Here is a 19,598-nt window from a genome sequence, read left to right on the forward strand (position 1 = left end):
TTTACAAACTCAAGGCGGACAGCTTGAAGGCAACATGGCATTATTAAGTACAAGTCTGAATCAATTTTTTCCAGACGTTTTTAAATTTAGTGATATCCAATATTTAAATCAGCATTTAGTCATGTCAGGTATTCAAGATTCTGTTAAACCAGCACTATTAATGGACTATCTGCAACAATTTGATAATGGAGCAAAGAGGTTTGCTAAAGATTTGATTAAACAGATTTCCGATTTATTAAAGGTAGATTTAACATCTGACCAAGAATTATATCTTAATTTAAGGTCTCACTGTTTAGCTATGTTTGAACGTTTAAGAAACCATCATAAAATTGAAAACCCACTTTTAAATCAGATCAAACAAAATTATTCAGCTTTATTTGGCATAGTAGTTTTAGGAATTTCTGAATTGTACGTTAACCAAGATTTAGATTTGGGAAGTTTACCAGAAACTGAAGTTGGTTTTTTAGTAATTCATTTTCAGGCATCTTTAGAAAAAAATATTAAAATGAAAAAGATTATTATTGTTTGTCCAGAAGGTGTCGGCTTTTCAAGACTAATTCAAAATAAGATAAATTCAACTTTGCCATTAGTTAAAGTGAAAAAAATTGTTCCTTATAAAGATATTGAAAGATATAATCTTGCTGGAATAGATTTTATTGTATCTACAATTCAATTTAAGTGTACAGTACCAGTAATTCAAGTCTCGGGTTTTTTGGATGAAAAAGATATTAATCGCCTAAATACCTTCGTAATTCAACACGCTAAAGAACAAACACCAAATTTAATGATTAACTTGATTGATAAATGTTGTGTTTTTCCTCAACAGAATTTTCAGAACAAGGAACAAGTTATTGAGTTTCTGACCAATAGCCTGTTAGAGCTAGATATGATTAATCAAAACTTTATTGATTCGGTTAAACAGCGTGAAAAGGTGATGTCAACTGAAATCGGCAATGGAGTTGCTATTCCGCATGGCAGTAGTGAGTTAGTGAAAGTTCCTAAGATTGAAGTGATAACATTAAGTAAGCCAATAATTTGGGGTAAAGGTAAGGTTGATATTATATTTTTGTTAGCTCTAAAATTTGAAAATAGTTTGCAAAATAAAAATGCAATCAACAGTCTTTACTATCTTGTAAATTCAAAAAAAATTTTACAAGATTTGCGTAATGCGAAAACTAAAAATGAACTGTACAGTGTATTGACAATTAATCCAATTAAATGAAGGGAAGATAGGCATGCCAGAACCATTATTTTTAAAACCTGTTTTTCATGAAAAGCTTTGGGGCGGTCGTTTATTAGCAAAAGATTTTGGCTACCAGTTGCCAGCTGGAAAAATTGGTGAATGCTGGGCGATTTCTGGCCATCCGCACGGACCAAATCAAATCACTAATGGTCGCTTTAAGGGCCAGTTGCTGCCAGATGTTTACGCATCTCAGCCAGAACTGTTTGGTAATCCAGGATCAAAAGTTTTTCCATTATTGATCAAGTTTCTTGATGCTGAAGCTAGCTTGTCAGTTCAAGTTCATCCAGATAATGCATATGCAGCTGAGCATGAAGGTGAATTGGGCAAAACTGAATGCTGGTATGTTTTGCATGCTGAACCGGGTGCTTATTTGATTTATGGTCATCATGCTAAAACACGAGCTGAGTTGCGGCAAATGATTGAAAGTGGTGATTGGGAACATTTGCTGCGCAAAAAATACGTCAAAACGGGTGACTTTGTCTTTGTTCCGAGTGGGACAATCCATGCCTTGAATCAGGGAATTGAAGTTATCGAAACTCAGCAAAGTTCTGATACGACTTATCGCTTATATGATTATGATCGCGTTGATCAAAAGACCGGTCAAAAACGCGAATTGCATTTACAGCAGTCAATTGATGTGACAGCTGTGCCTTTCAAGGAACCGGTGTTGAAGATTAAAACGCAAAAAGTCGGCGAGTCAACGATCACTACTTTAGTCGAGCCGCCAATTTCGCCCTATTTTTCTGTTTACAAATGGGACGTTGCTGGCGAGTTGAGCTTAACGCGTGGTCAGCGGTCATATGTTTTGGCTTCGGTGATTGCAGGTAGCGGTAGTCTTGAGGTTGATGGTAAGGTCTATGATATAAAAAAGGGTACTAATTTCATCTTGCCGCATGATATCAAGGAATGGACCTTAACTGGGAATTTAAGCTTGGTAGCTTCGAATCCAGCAGAGAGTTAGTGACTGAAATAAATTAGCTAAGAGGCTGAAAAAAAGATTTTTTCAGGCCTTTTTTAATTACAAAAATTAAATGTCAAAGCATTGACAATTTGTGTAAAGCGATTACAATAAAAGCATAAACGTTTGTTCGATGTCAAAGCTTTGATAATTTTAAAAGGAGCTGATTCAAATGGATATGCTGCTTGCTTTAGTACCTTCAATTCTTTGGGGTTCGTATTCATTGGTAATCCCGAAGTTGGGCGGGAATACTGGTCAACAGACCCTGGGAGTGACATTAGGAGCCTTAATTTTTGCCCTGATTACTTTTCCTTTCACACCGCATAATTATACGTTAGTGAATGTTTTGGTCAGTTTTATTTCAGGGTGTGTTTGGTCACTTGGTTGTCTCTATCAAATGAAAGCGTTTAAAAAGGTTGGCGTTTCGCGAACGATTCCGATTACAACTGGAATGCAGTTAATTGGTACCAGTGTTTTAGGGGTGATCTTTTTTAAAGAATGGGGTTCTAAAAGTGCCCTATTAGTCGGAACTTTAGCTTTATTGCTCTTAATCATTGGGATTACTTTTACTTCTTATTCAGAAAATATTTCAGAACATGGCAATTTACGCAGTGGGGTAATTATTATTTTAATTTCCTCAGTTGCTATCATTGCTAATGTCATGTTGATCAAATTCTTCAGTATTAGTAGTTTTGATGCTGTTTTGCCGCAGTCAGTGGGAATGGTCGTTGGTGCGTTGGCGATTACTTATCAACAGCCTAAATTAGTGTCGGCCAAGACCCTTCAATTAACACTACCTGGAATTTTATGGGCATTAGGCAATTTGATCATGCTTTACTCGAATAATAATTTTGGCGTGGTAATCGGCTTTCCCCTCTCACAACTTGGTTTAGTGATTTCAACAATTGGTGGGATTTTCCTCTTAAAAGAAAGTAAAACTCCAAAAGAAAAGAAAGCGGTTTTAATTGGCTTGTTGTTCGTGTTTGCTGGAGTAATTTGCATCGGAATTTCTAAAGCTTTGTAATTTAAAATAGAGGTGAAAAATTATGGAAACCAACTTAGAAAAAGCACGGAATTATGTTAAAAATCATCAAAAGAATTTTAATCCACGTTTTCGCTTGAACTATCATTTAATGGCACCACTAGGCTGGATGAATGATCCTAATGGTTTGATTTATTTTAGGGGACAGTATCATGCATTTTATCAATTTCATCCTTACAGCAAAGATTGGGGTCCAATGCATTGGGGGCACGCAACTAGTCCTGATATGGTTCACTGGCAAAATCAGCCAGTAGCGCTTGCTCCAGGGGAAAAGTTTGATCAAGGCGGTTGTTATTCAGGCAGTGCGGTCGACTATCATGATCAATTAGCACTAATTTATACCGGTCATGTTTTTGATGATCCGCAAAATAATGATCCATTTTCCCCAGATTTTCGTCAAATGCAAAATTTAGCAATCAGTCAAGATGGTATCAATTTTACTAAGTTTGCTGATAATCCGATTATTCCATTGCCACCTCAAGATAACGATCGCAATTTCCGGGATCCGAAAGTGTGGTTTCAAAATGGTACATGGAATTTAATTGTCGGTAGTTCTGCTAACAATGTTGGTCGAACTTTAATTTACCGGTCTCCGGATTTGAAACACTGGAAATATTTTGGCGTCTTAGCCACTTCAACCGGTGAACTTGGTAGTATGTGGGAATGTCCAGATTTCTTCGCTTTAGATGGTTATGCGGTGCAGACTTTTTCACCAGTTGGAATCAAAGCACAAGGTGATAAATACCAAAATGTTTTTCAAACTGGTGCTTTAGTTGGCAAATATGATTATCAAAACAACAAATTCAATCATGGAACCTTTAATGAGCTGGATAATGGGCATGATTTTTATGCAGTCCAGACTTTTCAGGCAGCTGATGGTCGCCGAATTGCGATTGGTTGGATGAATATGTGGCAAACACCAATGCCAGAAAAATTAGATAATTGGGCAGGGGCGTTTACCTTGCCACGTGAACTGAGAGTTGCAAATGGCCAGGTTACTATGCAGCCAATTAAAGAATTGAAAGGGTTACGGCAAGCGGTTCTGTTGAACAAAGATAATTTCCAGTTAGAAAATCAGCAAGGATTGCTGACACTGGCTGGGAACTCGGCTGAAATTTTGTTAAAAATTGCGCTGCTACAGCAACCAGCAGCATCGAAGATCGGTTTTAAATTGACTGATCAAAAACAAAAACCGGTTTTGTCATTTATCTATGATCGCTCAGAAGGCAAGCTAATTTTAAACCGTTACCAAAAAGATGGGGTGAGAAAAGCTGCTGTTACTGACTTGACAGAACTTAATTTGCAGATTTTTGTCGACAAGTCCTCAGTTGAGATTTTTATTAATCACGGGCAAAGGACCTTTACTAGCCGAATTTTCCCAACCAGTGATCTAAACTTAGCATTAATTGGTCAAGATCAAGCGAAAATTGATCAGTTGCAAGTCTATCGCTTGGCGCAAGTTGTCGAATAAAATCTAAAAACAAGCAAAAATCTCCACTTGGTGATTGAGCTGCCCCACAACAATCATTAGTTTTATAAATTGCAGGTACTTCATCAAGTGGAGATTTTTTAAGATTTTAATGAAGATTAGTCGGAAATTCCGGACTTTAGTCAATGGTGGTAGACTTTGTTCTCGGTGGCAAGAGTTTAACCGGCAATTTAATGCGTTTGCCAGGATCCTCAAAATCACCTTGGACTTGTTTTAGCAGTTCAGTAACGGCGGTTGCAGCAATTTTCGCAATTGGTTGTTGAATAGTTGCCAAATCTGGCAGATAATCACGAATAAAGTCGGTTCCGTCATAACCGATCACTTTAAAGTTTAACTGCTGTTCATCAGCCATTTTTTGAAAAAGAATGGCAGTTAAATCATCAGCAACAAAATAACCATCGATAGCTCGATTTTTTTTGATAATTTCTGAAACAATTTTCTTTTTCTTGGCAAAAGGCAACTCATAATCAATCTCAAAAACCCTAGTTGACAAGTTCTTTTGTTGCATAAATTTAAAATAGCCCTGTTTTCTTTCAATACTGTAAGGGGCTGATTTTGATTGCGTACTATTGACATGGGCAATTTTTCTGGCACCTTGGTCAAATAAATATTGGGTGGCTAACAATCCGCCGGTAAAGTTATCACTGCTGACAACAGTGATCTGATCAGCAAGAATTCGATCAATTGAAATAATTGGTAGGTAAGCTCGCTGATAAGTTTGAATGTCAGTATTATGTGAACCAACAATTAAGCCATCAACTTGATTGGCTAACAGCATCTGCACAAAATCTTTTTCCTTGGCAGAATTATTTTTACTATTGCAAAGAAAAGTTTTATAACCTCTTTTAGAAAAACGATCTTCAAGTTCGGCAACGATTTGCCCGTAAAAAATATTTTCAGTTGTTGGAAAAATTAAACCAATAATATTACTTTTACCCTTTAATAAAGTCCTAGCAAGGGCGTTAGGTTGGTAATTGAGTTCTTCCATCGCGTTTTTGACTTTTTGTTTAGTTTTATCACTTAGAGCACCACGATTGTTGATTACTCGTGAAACTGTTGTTGGGGTGACCCCAGCAAGTTTGGCAACATCGTTTAGTGTCGGTCTTTTCATATCACAGCACCTCTAAATTTGACAATGTTAAGTAGGCAAGTTGACTGATGTTAACTTTGACTTTCCAAGTTTAAACGTATTTTAGTTATTTTTTCAAGCCAGTAGCTTCAAACCTTATTTTGTCATTGTTTTTAGCAAAATTCCATAATTAATTTATAGTTAAATTAATTAATTTATAGTCTGGATTAATAGATTTGTTTTAACTAATACTCTATAATTAATTATAAAGTCCAAGTTTCTAGTTAATGTAGCTATAATTACCCCTTATGTTTAAATGATTTGGAATCAGTCAGGGGAGAAAATATATTTTTCGTATATTAGCTATGAATTTTAATTTGACAAAAGTTCTGATGTTTAATACTCAATCAAGTATTAAACATCAGCCTTTTTTTAACCCGATTAGTTAAAGAAGGTAATTGAATGAAAAAAAGTCAAAGATTGCAAAATAGTTTTTTAAAGTATTGCGTCTATACGATCTCCTTGGGCGGCTTTTTATTTGGTTATGATACTGGAGTGATCAATGGAGCCTTAGTCTTCATGAGTAAGCCAGATCAGCTTAACTTGTCACCAACAACTCAAGGAATCGTTTCCAGTTCGTTGGTTATTGGTGCTTGCTTGGGTGCTTTGGGATCAGGTCGAGTGGCTGATCATTTAGGGCGAAAACAAACTTTACGACTGATTGCAATTATTTTTACCGTGGCAACATTTTTATGTGCATTTTCTTTTAATTATTGGCTAGTGAGTTTATTCAGGTTCATTTTAGGTGTTGCAGTTGGAGGCGCATCAAGCTTATCACCAATGTATTTAGCTGAAATTTCGCCACGCTTAGTCAGAAGTCACAATGTTAATCAAAACGCGATTTTTATTGTACTTGGTCAATTGGCAGCTTTCACCGTCAATGCAATTTTAGGCAGTATTTGGGGTAACTGGCATGACATTTGGCGAATAATGGTTCTTTCAGCCGCGGTTCCATCAGTTGCTTTGTGGATTGGTTCATTTAAATTGATCAGCAGCCCTAAATGGTTGATCTTTAAACAAAAAACCTACCAGGCACGACGGGTGGTCAATCAACTGGGCTTTCGGGATGAACAAAAATTCGTTGATCATTCCAAACAAGAAGTATCTCAGTCACAAAAAGTCATCAGTTGGCGTGACATTTTTCATAATCGTTTTATGCGCTATCTTTTATTTTCAGGAGTTTTGATCGGATTTATTCAGCAAATTTCTGGAATCAATACGGTCATGTATTATGGGACGATTCTGTTGCAAAAAGTTGGTTTAGGGGTGGATGCTTCATTATATGCCAATATTTTTATTGGGGCCGTTTCAGTAATTGCCAGTATTTATGGGACACGATTGACGGAACGAAGCAATCATCATTTAATGTTTGTTTGGGGCTTGCTCGGAAATGCAGTGTTTTTGCTGATTTTAGGGTTGATCTTGAAGACAAGCTTTTTCTCAACAGAGATGACCAACATTTTAGTTTTACTGACTTTAGCACTTTTTTTGGCTAATCATCAAGGAATTGTCAGCCCAATTACCTGGCTATTATTATCGGAAATTTTCCCACAAAGAATCAAAGGTAAATTAATGTCGCTGGCAACGGCCACCACTTGGATCACTAATTTTGTGATTAGTTTGGTTTATCCGCAGTTGATCGCCATTTTGGGAACGGCTTGGATCTTTTTCTTATTTGCAATCGCAAATGGCTTAAGTATCCTGTTTGTCAAAATTTTTGTAGATCAAAAACATTTAGCAGCAGCTTATCAACAAGTTGCTCAAAGTAAACAAAACTAGGTGTTTTAAAAGCTAATTATAAAATTGCTGATTTCTGAGTAAATCTATTTAAAATCAATCAGTATCATCTTTTTTCACGATATGAGTCAGAAATCAGCCCATAAAGGGTCATATTAATAATTTTGTCCAACAATTTAGAGGAAGTAATTTGATGCATGATTAAAAAATCAGGATCAATGACTAATTCACCAATTTTTTCAATTAAAGAGGACAGAATATCGATATCGCTTTCCCGTTTTAGAAAACCACTTTGTTGAGCCTCGGATAACAGTTGATTAACACATTTGATGTTAAAGTTTTTGACCTTCTAGATTTCGTCCTATAGGTCAGGATAGTAATTTTTAATATCTTCCAGGGCACTAACTGGCAATTTGTAACTGTGTTCTTCACGAATGATAGCTCGAATTTTTTCTAAGAATGGCAAATCACTAGTTACTAAACTTTTAACTTTATTATAATTGCTATTAGTTATTTGCTTGATATAAATACCGATTATTTGATCTTTACTATTGAAATGGTTATAGATGGTTTTTTTGCTAATATGCAAAGAAGAAGCTAATTGATCAACGGTAAATTTTCTAACTCCATATTTTTGAATTAAAGCTTGAACAGCTAGTAGTATTTTTTGATCAGTGTCCATAATTAAATTTCCTCAACATTCTTCAATAAATGTAATTTAATTATAAAACTTACAAAAATGTAATTTCGATTATTTCAGAGCTGTAAATGTATACAAAATTTAAGGAATTCTGCTGAAAATTAATTATCAAGTAAGCTTGGTTATTATAAATTAAGCTGAAAAGTGTTTTGTGGAATCGTCAAGAAATTTAGTGAAAATGTTGTATAATATTAGGACTAGCAGCAATTAGATGGACAGGCTTTAAAAAATCTGCTATTTTTTGGCTTAAGAAATAAGATTTTAATTATGAGATTACTGTTTAACTAAGAAAAATTATTGACTAGGAAATTTTCCCCGTTTATGATAAAGTACATTCAATTAGTTGAATTATAATGAAAGCAAGGTAAAGCAAAAATGAGAATCGGAATAACAGCTGATATTAATTTGACTTTGACAAATTCTATAAATTTAAAACTAGCCAATTTTGCTCCAAAACCATTATTAGATGTTTTAATCAAAAACAAGGTAATTCCGATTATTTTTCCAATTGCATCACCTAAAATGGCCAAAGAATTATTGGAAACTGTTGATGGTATAATTATTCCTGGTGGACCAGATGTTGCACCATTTCTTTATCAAGCTGAGCCAATATTGCAAAATGGTGCAACTTATCAGCCACGTGATGAATTTGAACTTGAATTGATCAAACAAATTCAGCTAGCACATAAGCCTTTGCTTGGAATTTGTCGGGGAATTCAAATTGTTAATTTAGCCTTAGGTGGCAGTGTTTATCAGGACTTAACAACTCAGTTCCCTAGTCCTAATTTATTACAGCATCATCAAAAAACGCTTGGTAATCTACCAGTTCACACTGTTAAAATTAGCCAAGGAAGTCAGCTTTTTCAGATTTTTGGTCATTCAGCTTATGTAAATTCTCGTCATCATCAAGCTGTTAAAGAACCAGCACCGGGATTGAAGATCTCAGCGCAATCATCAGATGGAGTGATTGAAGGATTAGAAGATCAAGCTGGTTTAGTTCAATTAGTTCAATGGCATCCCGAAAACCTTTGGCAAAATGATCCGTTAGAGGAAAAATTGTTCCAACAATTCTTCAAAAGAGTCGAAAAAGTTAAGCAAGCGCACTGTTAAATTGAAGTTAGTCTGAATAAGCAATTTAATAAATTTAAAATGAGCTGGGTGTTTTCCTCAGCTCATTTTTTTGAGATTTAGTTAGTTGAAAAAAGTTAGGTTAAAAAGCTAATTTGCACTTCTTAAATTTAAGTGATAATCTTTATCTGTAAGTATTACAAACTTTTAGACAAATTAAATCAAGTGATTCATTTCCTTGTAAGACTTAAATTGGCTGGAAAAATAAGCAAAATTAATAATTGAAAGGAGTTTTGCGATGCAAAAAATAAATCATGATGAAGTTGCAGTTGTAATGGTCACTTTTAATCCTAAATTAAACATCCTCGAAAAAAACACTTCCTCAATTACAACGTTGTTTTTCATTAGTTATTTCTGATAATGGGTCTCATAACGTTAATCAAATCAAACAATTACTTAGCTCGACGCGAACTGCTAAATTATTAACACATTCGCAAAATCTTGGTATTGCTAAAGCACAAAATGAGGCTTTAAGATATATCTTTAAAAATTTAAAACAAATTAAATATTTTTGTTTTCTAGATCAGGATAGTTTTTTAACTGAAAGTGAAATTTTAAAATTATGTCAAGATCTTCATAACTTAATGATTTCAAAAAAGGCGGCGCTTCTTGGACCAGCAATTAAAGTTCCATTTTTAGGTAAACAGAATGTTTTTCGGCGTCAGTACCAACTGGTTCCGGAAATAATCAGCTCAGGCAGTGTAATTGCTAAACAAATGTTTATTAAATTGGGATTGTTTTCTGAAGAATTGTTTATTGATTTTGTTGATTATGAATGGTGCTGGCGGGCACGGCAACATGGCTATCATGTTTTTGTTGATCAAAATGTCTTTCTTAAACATCAGTTAGGTTGGGAAAAAGCTGAGATTCGCCGTGGTCAAAATATAATTGCTGCCTTTCGCTTATATTATGTTTTCCGAAACTGTTTATATCTAATGAAAACTAAACAAATGATCACGGCTGAAAAAAAACAGTGGCGTAAAAATTTACTTGATCAAGCTTGGTACAACTTAGTTTTTTGTCCACATCGTTGGCAAAGGTTTAAAATGATCATAAAAGGCTGTTGGGCGGGTGTTAAAATGGTTCACGAAAACACTAATCAAATGTTAACTAAGGGACAGATAAGCACAAAAAGTATGAAATACTAAAACTGAAATGGAGAAATCAATCTCTGGGGTGAAGAAATGGATAATAGAAAGTTGCTGCATGAAATTGTGATACCAACTAAACCATTATCAGCTTGGTTTTATTTGCATAACGAAAAAGAAACTAACACTTATATTGCCCCTCATTGGCATCAAGGAATTGAGCTTTCTTTTACTGTTTCTGGATCAATTGACGATTTTATTATCAATGAACAACATTTTCGGACTAAGGTTGGTACGATTTTAGTTGTCAATTCACAAGTCATTCATAGCGTTTTTTCAAAGTTAAAGTTAAATAATCAGGCTATTTCAATTATTTTTCCTTATTCGTATGTTAATCGCTTGTATCCAGAGATTAACAAAGAACTTATCAATATTAATCAACCAAGCAAATTTGATCGCTTAAAAAAAGAAATGTATGTTGAGCTTCAGGCTATCTTATTTAAAATTTATCAAAATTTGCAAGTAACTGATAAGTTTAAAAACTTAAGGTTAGAAGCTTTATCAGACCAAGTTTTACAGATTCTAGTGGAGTACTTTACGCAACCTCAGGCGGAGAACAAGCTTTTTTCCGGCACCAAGGAATTTGAAATTACTAGAATTCAAGAAATTACTGAGTTTGTTAGTGAAAATTATCAAAATAAAATTAGTTTAGCTGAAATTGCTGCGCAAGTTAATGTTTCCAAACAATATTTGGCTAAATTTTTTAAACAGCATTTAGAGCTAACGGTTGGACAATATATTAATAATTTTCGAGCACAAAAAGCTTATTATGACTTATTAGGCCACACAGGAAACTTAACGCAAATTGCTCAAAAAAATGGTTTTTCGACAATCAGAGCAATGAATCAGGCTTTTACCAAGCTTTATGGAAAGTCAGCATCGGAATTTTATCGTGTACAAAAAAGAGATTAATATTTTACAATAAATTGGCTTAAATCATTATATAAGCCAATTTTTATTTTGGTTATAATGTAAGCGAATTCAAAAAGGAGGAATTATTAATGGTTGAAAAAAGGGTTATGAATGAAATTTTAAAAATTCGTTCTGAATGGAAAAAAGGCGATGATCAAAGGGATGCTGGCTTGCCATTAGAAGTTCCAGGAGTCACTCGAATAAACAATTTAGCTTATGGCCCAGATCCTAAATGGCATTTGCTGGACATATATCGACCACAAAATGTCACCGGAAAAATTCCGACAATTATTAGTATTCATGGAGGCGGATGGTGCTATGGTACCAAGGAAACTTACCAATTCTATGGCTTGGGTCTAGCTAAAAGGGGATTTGCGTTCATTAATCCCAATTATCGATTGGCGCCAGAAGTGACTTTTCCAGCCGAATTAGATGATGTTGACCGTTATATTCACTGGGTTGCGCAACATGCGGCTGAATACAATTTGGATCCAGAAAATGTTTTTTTAGTTGGTGATAGTGCCGGTGGACAAATGGCAGAACAATACGTTGCAATGCTAAAAAATCCAAGTTACCGGCAGAAGTTTGGTTATCAATTAACAAATTTGCATTTTCGAGCAGTTGCGTTGAATAGTGCAGCAGTTTTCTTACTTGATCCAGGCATGATCAGCGGTCCGGTTAAAGGCTATTTTACTGATGAAGTTTTATTAAAACAAAGAGATTTGCTAGCTACCGAAGAGTACATTAATGACAATTTTTTGCCAACATTTATTTCAACTGCTAATCAAGACTTTATCCATGATGCATCAGTAAAATTTGCAGACTTTTTAACTGAAAAAGGGATTGAGCATGTTTTTAAGGAGTATGGTGATCAAGAACATCCACGACCACATGTCTTTTTAATTAACCAAAAAGATCCAATTGCCGCTCAAGCCAATGATGATGAAGTTGCGTTTTTTAAAAAATATCTTCAAAAGTAAAAACTGAGGGGGTAAATCAAATGAAACAAACTAAGGATAAATTTATCTTTAAAGTATCGTTGCTTTCAATTTCACTATTTTTAATGATGGCACCTCAAATTTCTTCAGCCTTACCTCTCATGTACCATGCATTTCCGGGAGTCAACCAAGCAGGAGTCGAGACCTTAGCAACTGTTCCTAATTTTGGAATTGTAATTGGTTTGTTGTTAAGTCCATTTTTAGTGCGTCAATTTGGGCAAAAGCCGATAATTATTACTGGTTTAATAATAACTTTAATAACAGGGACTTTTCCGATGTATGTTAATGCTTATTTGCCAATTCTAATTTCACGTTTTTTAATTGGTTTAGGGATTGGTTTGTTTAATTCAATGGCCGTCAGCTTAATTCCCCAGTTTTACAAAAGTAATGAAGAAGAATTAGCTTCAATGATCGGTTACCAAAATGTGATGGGCAGTGTTGGTGCAGCACTTGCTTCATTTTTATTAAGCTATTTAGTTACGATTAGTTGGCATGCAGCTTTTGCAATTTACTTTTTAGTAATTCCTTCTTTGCTTTTATTTGTTTTATTTGTTCCTTTGCCAAAGAAAAAACTAGCTGCAAATTTCAAAAAAAGCCAAGCCAAACAGACAGTTAATCGCGAAGTTATTTTAATTTCAGTATTGATGTTTTTGATTTTCTTGTTCTATATGCCAGTTTCCTATTCATTACCGAGCTTAATTGTAGATGAAGGCCTTGGCACCAGTAGTACAGCTGCTTTAATCGCTGGCTTTTCAACCTTGGTAGGAATTCCAATCGGAGCAAGTTTTGGATTCTTGTTTAAACATCTTCACGACAAAGTTTTTCCTTTAGGATTTGCAATGGTCGCTGGTGGTTTTATTTTGCTGGCATTATCAAGTAATCTAGTATTTTTATTTGTTTCAATAATCGTTTTGGGATTTGGTTTTGGCATCGGCGTACCATATATGTATAACTGGTTGGACTGGGCTGCACCAGCTAATTCGATTAATTTAGGAACGACGATGGTTTTAGTTTTAGTCAATATTGGTTGCTTTGTTTCACCAACGATAATTAATTTTTTATCAAGTTTATTTGGAAAATCAACACCACGTGGAATTATGATTTTAAGCGCCGCCGCTTTTGCTTTAATTTTTATTTACGCACTGGGGCATTATTTAAAAGTTCATCAGCAAAGCTTAGTTAAATGAGCTTTCAAATAAAAATATTTTTTATATTTTAGATAGATTGGAACATGTGGTGCAATCACATATGGTACTTTTGTCGAAACTTGATTGGTGTAATTCCAAGGTGCTTTTTAAAAAGTTTAGTCAAATAGCTTTGATCATAGAAGCCTAACATTGAGGCAATTTCGGTGATTGATTTATTAGAAAAAACTAGTTGGCTTTGAACTTCACGGATTTTTTGTTCATTTGCATAGTCAACAATCGTTTGGTTAGTGGTCTGTTTAAAAATACGACAAAGGTAGTTTTTGGAATAATTTAGCTGCTTTGACAGTTGATTGAGATTCATCGGTCGATTCAAATGTTTGTAAATGTAATCTTGAATTAGGAAAACCAAAGTAGCATTCGAAAAATTTGGGGCTGCTCGGACCTGACTGAGAAATATTTCACCAATTTCTTGGATTAAGTCAGTAATGCTATTGATTTGGGGTAAACGCTCAATTTTTTGAACACATTTATCACTTAACTGATAAGCTGATTCAGGATGCATCCCACCTTTGATTGCTGCACGAGTAAACAGTGTTGTTGTGGCAATTAATAAGTCTTTGCTATTGCGCAATTCATTTCCAGCAGCCATTTTGCCGAAGGTCCCGCTTTCAATAAAACTTCTTAGGCGTGGTTTAAACTCTGCTAGATTGCCTTTTTCTAGGGCTTTCAGCATTAACAACTCGCGGTAATAACTATTGTGGTAGACTTCTTTTTGATCAAAGCTATCATTTATTAATAGTTCAGAATCATTAATAAAAGTGGGTTCGTTAATTTCAGGCAACTGGTTGAACAGGCTAAAATAGAAAATTCGCGTATAAGCAATCAATCTCTCTAAACTAATGCTTGGAAAGCTATCACGAAAGTAGCCCAAAGCTTCAATCGTTTGAAGGTTGCACCAAAAAATTATGTAGTGATATTTCTTTGATGCCAGATAAAGAACACTAAAACATTCATTTTTACTGGTATTAAAAGCTCGACAGCTTTTAGCAGGAAGAGTAGTGGCAATTTTATTCAAAAATTTTTCAGGAAAATTGGGTGAAACAGTTGGTTTGAATTTGTCAGTTAATTTTTTATTTTCATCATAAACAAAAATTGATATTTTCGAGGCAATATGAAATTCTTTTAATAAGTTGGTTAACTTGCTCATTTTCGAAGGCCCTTTCTTTGGCGCAATATAATACCTTATTTAAGAATATTATACAATTAAAAGCGCTTAAAATAATTATAATAAACGTAATTAATAGTTAACTTGCTTATTGAATTGGCTTAATCAATAAAAAATTTGAAATTGGAGGTGGAAATCATGCATCGTTATTTAAGTATTGATATTGGCGGAACGAACTTAAAATATGGTTTATTAGATCGCTCAGGTAAACTGATCATGAAAAATAAACGTGCAACACCCAATAATCAAGTTGATTTTTTAGGGGCCTTCAATCAAATTATTGCCCAATACTACTCACAAGTTGCTGGCATTGCTATTAGTACGCCAGGGAAGGTTGATACTCAGCAAGGAATTGTTTATTTTGGTGGCTCTTTGCCATATTTAGATGGCTTGAATTTTAAACAAGAAATTGCTGCCAATTTTGGTCCATTACCCGTTGGAGTTGAAAATGATGGGAAAGCTGGAGCGTTAGCTGAATTATGGCTTGGTGCCTTACAAGGCAAAGTTAATTCTGCTGCCATTATTTTAGGAACTGGCGTTGGTGGTGGAATCATTTTAAATAATCAGCTTTGGTCGGGAAGTCATTTTCAAGCAGGCGAACTGAGCTTTATGGTTAATAATTATCAGCAAACTGAATACCAGCAAATGGTGGGAATGGATGTTTCAGCAGTTGCCATGATTGAAGAAATCGCAACTAAGCTGAACTTGCCGGATAAAAAAGATGGTGTAGCAGCATTTGAACTAATCAATCAAGGAGTCCCGTTGGCCAAAAGAGTTTTTGAAAAGTATTGTCGCAAGGTCGCTTACTTGATATTAAATGTTCAAAGTGTGGTTGATTTAACAACTTATGCAATTGGTGGGGGAATTAGTGCCCAGCCGATTTTAGTTAAAACAATCAATCAAGCTTATGATAAAATATTAGCAGAGCTGCCATTAGTTAAAAGAACTTTGACTCGGCCAGAAATTAAACAGGCAAAGTTTAAAAATGAAGCTAATTTATACGGTTCATTATATAGTTTATTAGTTCAGTTGGATAAAGAAAGGGGTAAGCATTAATGGTTGTTTTTAACGCAATGCCGGTTACAAAATTTCCCAAGGGCTTTTTATGGGGTGGAGCTACAGCTGCCAATCAGTTAGAAGGAGCTTGGGATCAGGATGGTAAAGGTCCTTCCATCGATGATGCACTTCCTGGTGGAAAAGCCAGATTCGCGATAGCCAGCAGTCCAGAGTTTGCTTGGCAAATTGATGAAAAAAAGTATTTATATCCTAATCATCAAGGAATTGACCACTATCATTATTTTAAAGATGATATTAAATTATTTGCTGAAATGGGTTTTAAATGCTATCGTTTTTCAATCGCTTGGTCGCGAATTTTTCCTCAAGGTGATGAAACAAAGCCTAATGAAGCCGGCTTAAAGTTTTATGATCAGCTGATTGATGAATGTTTGAAGTATCAGATTGAACCGGTTATTACGATTTCCCATTATGAAATGCCCTTAAATTTAGCTAAAAAATATGGTGGCTGGAAAAATCGTCAGTTGATTGATTTTTATCAGCGCTTTGCAGAAGTTATTCTAAAACGATATAGCAATCGTGTTCATTACTGGATGACTTTTAATGAAATCAACTCGGCTTTTCATTTTCCAGTAATGAGCCAAGGCTTGGTACCAAAAACTGGATCGCAAGATTTTACTAATATTTTTCAAGCTTGGCATAATCAATTTGTAGCTAGCGCGTTGGCAGTCAAATTTGCACATCAGCTTGACTTAAATTTAAAAATTGGTTGTATGATACTATATGCAACCAGTTATCCAGTTGATGCAGATCCTTCTAATCAGTTGGCTAATCTGAAATTAAATCAAGATTTGAATTTCTTTTGTGCAGATGTACAAGTCCGCGGCAAATATCCGTCAACAACAGCTCGGCTATTACGTGAACATCACGTTGATCCGCAAAAATTAAGCATTACCGAGCAAGATTTGCAATTGATTGCGGCGTATCCGGTGGATTATATTGGTTTTAGCTACTACATGTCAATGGTGACCGATGTAACACACCGGGATGCTAAAAATGTTGCTGGGAATTTAGTTGGTGGCGTTAAAAATCCATTTTTGAAAACTAGTGATTGGGGCTGGCAGATCGATCCAACTGGCTTGCGGATTGCTCTGAATCAACTATATGGTCGTTACCAAAAACCCTTATTCGTAGTTGAAAATGGTCTTGGAGCAATTGATCAATTAACGGCTGATAGCAAGATCCATGATGATTATCGTATTGATTATTTACGGCAGCATATTAAAGCCATGTTGGGAGCATTAAATGATGGAGTCGACTTAATGGGTTATACTCCTTGGGGATGTATTGATTTAGTAAGTGCTTCAACTGGTCAAATGAGCAAACGGTATGGTTTTATCTATGTTGATCTCAATGATCAAGGACAGGGAAGTTTAAAACGAATTCGTAAAGATTCATTCTATTGGTATCAAAAAGTTATTAAGAGCCAAGGGCAAGAAATTTAATTTAAAGCGGTTGAGAATCGGCCACCTGATCAAACTAATGTAGTTGATCTAGTGGTCGATTTTTGGAGAATTAGTTAAGAAATTATCTTCCCCAAATGAAGTTAACGACTTTATTGATGACTTGATGGTTCTTTCGTGGTAAATTGCTGTGCTGGGCTTGACTGCTTGCCCAGTCATGAACCAGAATCGTCGGGACAGCATCATAAGCCCCTTTAGTATCAAATTTCTTAAAGCTTAAAAAAACAATCAGACTGATCAGCGCCAGTGCAATTAGACCCTAAATCCAGTTTTTTGTCGCTATTCATTTTTCTCAGTCCTTTATAAGGATGAACTAAACCAAATCAGTCTTAAAAAAATCAGTTGTCAATTCTAAAACCTTAGGTCGTATCTTGCCAGTTAAGCCATGATCAGCGCCAGGTAAAAGATTAACCGTACTGTTTGGGTAAACTTTATCATACGTTTTAGCAACTGTCGGTGAAACGACTTGATCATTAGTTCCGTGAATTAAACAAACCGGTTTTTGAAAATTTTGTGAAACTTCAAAAATTGGCAGACTTTGCGCAATCCGCAGGTAAAAACCACCAACTTGTTTCTCCTTAATAGTAGTCAGCAAATCGGGAATATGTTTTGGATCATAAGTAGCGCCTTGCAGGACTCCCTTTTGAGCATCAGTTTTTAATGATGCAGCTGGGGCTAAGAGGGCTAATTTTTGAATCAGGTCAGGATAATAACCTGCTAGCATACTGGCAACTACTCCGCCTTGAGAGTGACCTAGCAGCATAATTTCTTTGATTTGCGGAATATTTCTAACATAATCTAAAGCGGCTTTAGCGTCTGCAATTTCATTGAAAACAGTCATATTTTCAAAAGATCCATCGCTTTTTCCGTGACCATTGAAATCAAAACGCAAAGTGGCAAGACCTGCCTGATTAAAATGTTTTGCCAATTGATAGATCAACGAGTCGGAATTATAGCCCATATCACTAGCAAAGCCATGTAGTAAAATAACTAAGTTTGCTGCTGCGGCACTGGGGATGATTAAATCTCCCCGCAAGGTTAAGCCATCACGTTTAAATGCAATTTTCATTTGTCTCAAACCCTTCTTTTCCATGTTTAGAAATCTTAAATAAGTTCAATTATAAACGATTATTCGTAACTTTAAACCTAAGCTAAAATTAATCCTAAAGCCTGTTAATGTAAAGTCGAAAACAGTAATCTTAAAAATTAAGCAGAGATGATTAATTTTTTGATTGATGAAAAACTTCTAAATTACTGCTATACTTTAAAAGGTAAATGTGCAAAAATAATTATGTTAATAAAATCCTGTAAGGAGTTAATTTCAGATGAAAGGTATTATTCTCGCTGGTGGGAGCGGAACACGTTTGTATCCGATCACCCGCGGTATTTCTAAACAATTGATCCCGGTTTATGATAAACCGATGATCTATTATCCATTGTCAACGTTAATGTTGGCTGGGATTCGCGATATTTTATTGATTTCAACGCCTGAATACACACCGCTATTTGAAAAATTATTAGGTGATGGTTCTGATTTTGGAATTAATTTGAGTTATGCAATTCAAGCTCAGCCAAACGGTTTGGCCGAAGCATTTATTGTGGGTCGTGAATTTATTGGTCAGGATTCAGTTTGCTTGATTTTAGGCGATAATATTTATTATGGCAGCGGTTTGTCAAAAATGTTGCAGTCAGCCGCTCAACAAAAGTCTGGAGCCACCGTCTTCGGCTATCATGTTAATGATCCAGAACGTTTTGGAGTGGTTGAGTTTGATGAGCAGCAGCACGCAATTTCATTGGAAGAAAAGCCAACTAATCCTAAGAGCAATTATGCGGTCACTGGTTTGTATTTCTATGATAATCGGGTTGTTGATTATGCAGCCAATTTAAAACCTTCAGCTCGAGGAGAATTAGAGATCACGGATTTAAATAAGATCTACCTAAAAAATAAGGAACTAAACGTAAAACTGATGGGCCGTGGCTATGCTTGGCTTGATACTGGTACCCATGATTCAATGCTGGAAGCAGCTAGCTTTATTGCCACGATTGAGAAGCGCCAGAACTTAAAAGTTGCTTGTCTAGAAGAAATTGCCTATCGGATGGGTTATATCTCTCAAGAACGTTTGGTTGAGTTAGCACAGCCAATGAAGAAGAATGATTATGGCCAATATCTGATTCGTTTAGCTAATCAAAATTAAAGGAGCGTA

General features: G+C 35.3%; 17 protein-coding genes and 1 pseudogene. 14 read left to right on the forward strand and 4 right to left on the reverse strand.

The features are described from left to right. The 4 genes from ON15_RS07110 to ON15_RS07125 all read left to right on the forward strand — a co-directional run. The coding region (locus tag ON15_RS07110) for a BglG family transcription antiterminator (protein WP_010580801.1) at positions 1-1,222 on the forward strand (1,222 nt) is incomplete at its 5' end. A 13-nt stretch (positions 1,223-1,235) separates the two neighbouring features. Continuing rightward, complete coding sequence (gene manA / locus ON15_RS07115; protein ID WP_010580802.1) at positions 1,236-2,204, forward strand: mannose-6-phosphate isomerase, class I; 969 nt, start codon at positions 1,236-1,238, stop codon at positions 2,202-2,204. Between the two features lie 169 nt (positions 2,205-2,373). Further along, positions 2,374-3,225 (forward strand): GRP family sugar transporter, encoded by an 852-nt coding sequence (locus ON15_RS07120; RefSeq protein WP_010580803.1) that lies wholly within the window; start codon positions 2,374-2,376, stop codon positions 3,223-3,225. Between the two features lie 22 nt (positions 3,226-3,247). After that, the gene (locus ON15_RS07125) at positions 3,248-4,714 is read left to right on the forward strand and encodes a glycoside hydrolase family 32 protein (RefSeq protein ID WP_010580804.1); all 1,467 of its coding nucleotides are present in this window, start codon (positions 3,248-3,250) and stop codon (positions 4,712-4,714) included. Positions 4,715-4,850: 136 nt separating this feature from the next. Here ON15_RS07125 and ON15_RS07130 read toward each other — a convergent pair whose 3' ends face one another. Next, on the reverse strand, positions 4,851-5,843 hold the full coding sequence (locus ON15_RS07130; protein WP_010580805.1) for a LacI family DNA-binding transcriptional regulator: 993 nt from the start codon (positions 5,841-5,843) through the stop codon (positions 4,851-4,853). A gap of 420 nt (positions 5,844-6,263) precedes the next feature. On the opposite strand from ON15_RS07130, the gene ON15_RS07135 reads away from it, so the two are divergent. Continuing rightward, complete coding sequence (locus tag ON15_RS07135) at positions 6,264-7,640, forward strand: sugar porter family MFS transporter (protein ID WP_010580806.1); 1,377 nt, start codon at positions 6,264-6,266, stop codon at positions 7,638-7,640. Positions 7,641-7,959: 319 nt separating this feature from the next. On the opposite strand, the gene ON15_RS07140 is transcribed toward ON15_RS07135, so the two are convergent. After that, positions 7,960-8,280: a TetR/AcrR family transcriptional regulator gene (locus tag ON15_RS07140; RefSeq protein WP_010580807.1), complete on the reverse strand. Its 321-nt coding sequence runs from the start codon at positions 8,278-8,280 to the stop codon at positions 7,960-7,962. 393 nt (positions 8,281-8,673) lie between these two features. Between ON15_RS07140 and ON15_RS07145 the strand changes: the two genes are divergently transcribed. The 6 genes and pseudogenes from ON15_RS07145 to ON15_RS07165 all read left to right on the forward strand — a co-directional run bounded on the left by ON15_RS07145 (position 8,674) and on the right by ON15_RS07165 (position 13,671). Then, a complete protein-coding gene (locus ON15_RS07145) occupies positions 8,674-9,408 on the forward strand; it encodes a gamma-glutamyl-gamma-aminobutyrate hydrolase family protein (RefSeq protein ID WP_010580808.1) in 735 nt (244 codons plus the stop codon). Positions 9,409-9,809: 401 nt separating this feature from the next. Further along, positions 9,810-9,935: pseudogene (locus ON15_RS12300) on the forward strand (hypothetical protein); the annotation flags it as partial. Positions 9,936-10,010: 75 nt separating this feature from the next. Next, the gene (locus tag ON15_RS07150; protein WP_010580809.1) at positions 10,011-10,574 is read left to right on the forward strand and encodes a glycosyltransferase family protein; all 564 of its coding nucleotides are present in this window, start codon (positions 10,011-10,013) and stop codon (positions 10,572-10,574) included. Positions 10,575-10,610: 36 nt separating this feature from the next. Then, positions 10,611-11,486, forward strand: a complete 876-nt coding sequence (locus ON15_RS07155; protein WP_010580810.1) for an AraC family transcriptional regulator — start codon at positions 10,611-10,613, stop codon at positions 11,484-11,486. A gap of 89 nt (positions 11,487-11,575) precedes the next feature. Further along, positions 11,576-12,466 (forward strand): alpha/beta hydrolase, encoded by an 891-nt coding sequence (locus ON15_RS07160; RefSeq protein WP_010580811.1) that lies wholly within the window; start codon positions 11,576-11,578, stop codon positions 12,464-12,466. 20 nt (positions 12,467-12,486) lie between these two features. Then, positions 12,487-13,671, forward strand: a complete 1,185-nt coding sequence (locus ON15_RS07165; protein WP_010580812.1) for an MFS transporter — start codon at positions 12,487-12,489, stop codon at positions 13,669-13,671. A 55-nt stretch (positions 13,672-13,726) separates the two neighbouring features. Here the strand turns inward: ON15_RS07165 and ON15_RS12025 are convergent, their stop codons facing one another. Next, positions 13,727-14,839, reverse strand: a complete 1,113-nt coding sequence (locus ON15_RS12025; RefSeq protein ID WP_010580813.1) for an AraC family transcriptional regulator — start codon at positions 14,837-14,839, stop codon at positions 13,727-13,729. Between the two features lie 156 nt (positions 14,840-14,995). Between ON15_RS12025 and ON15_RS07175 the strand changes: the two genes are divergently transcribed. After that, complete coding sequence (locus ON15_RS07175) at positions 14,996-15,913, forward strand: ROK family protein (RefSeq protein ID WP_010580814.1); 918 nt, start codon at positions 14,996-14,998, stop codon at positions 15,911-15,913. Continuing rightward, positions 15,913-17,376 carry a glycoside hydrolase family 1 protein gene (locus ON15_RS07180; protein WP_010580815.1) on the forward strand — a complete coding sequence of 488 codons (1,464 nt, stop codon included), beginning with the start codon at positions 15,913-15,915 and terminating at the stop codon, positions 17,374-17,376. Before ON15_RS07175 ends, ON15_RS07180 begins: the two co-directional genes overlap by 1 nt. 331 nt (positions 17,377-17,707) lie before the next feature. Here the strand turns inward: ON15_RS07180 and ON15_RS07185 are convergent, their stop codons facing one another. Then, positions 17,708-18,463: an alpha/beta hydrolase gene (locus tag ON15_RS07185; protein ID WP_010580816.1), complete on the reverse strand. Its 756-nt coding sequence runs from the start codon at positions 18,461-18,463 to the stop codon at positions 17,708-17,710. A 256-nt stretch (positions 18,464-18,719) separates the two neighbouring features. Between ON15_RS07185 and rfbA the strand changes: the two genes are divergently transcribed. Then, complete coding sequence (rfbA, locus tag ON15_RS07190) at positions 18,720-19,589, forward strand: glucose-1-phosphate thymidylyltransferase RfbA (RefSeq protein WP_010580817.1); 870 nt, start codon at positions 18,720-18,722, stop codon at positions 19,587-19,589. The last annotated feature ends 9 nt before the right edge of the window (positions 19,590-19,598 follow it).

The organism is Liquorilactobacillus vini DSM 20605, assembly GCF_000255495.1.
GTDB lineage: Bacteria > Bacillota > Bacilli > Lactobacillales > Lactobacillaceae > Liquorilactobacillus > Liquorilactobacillus vini.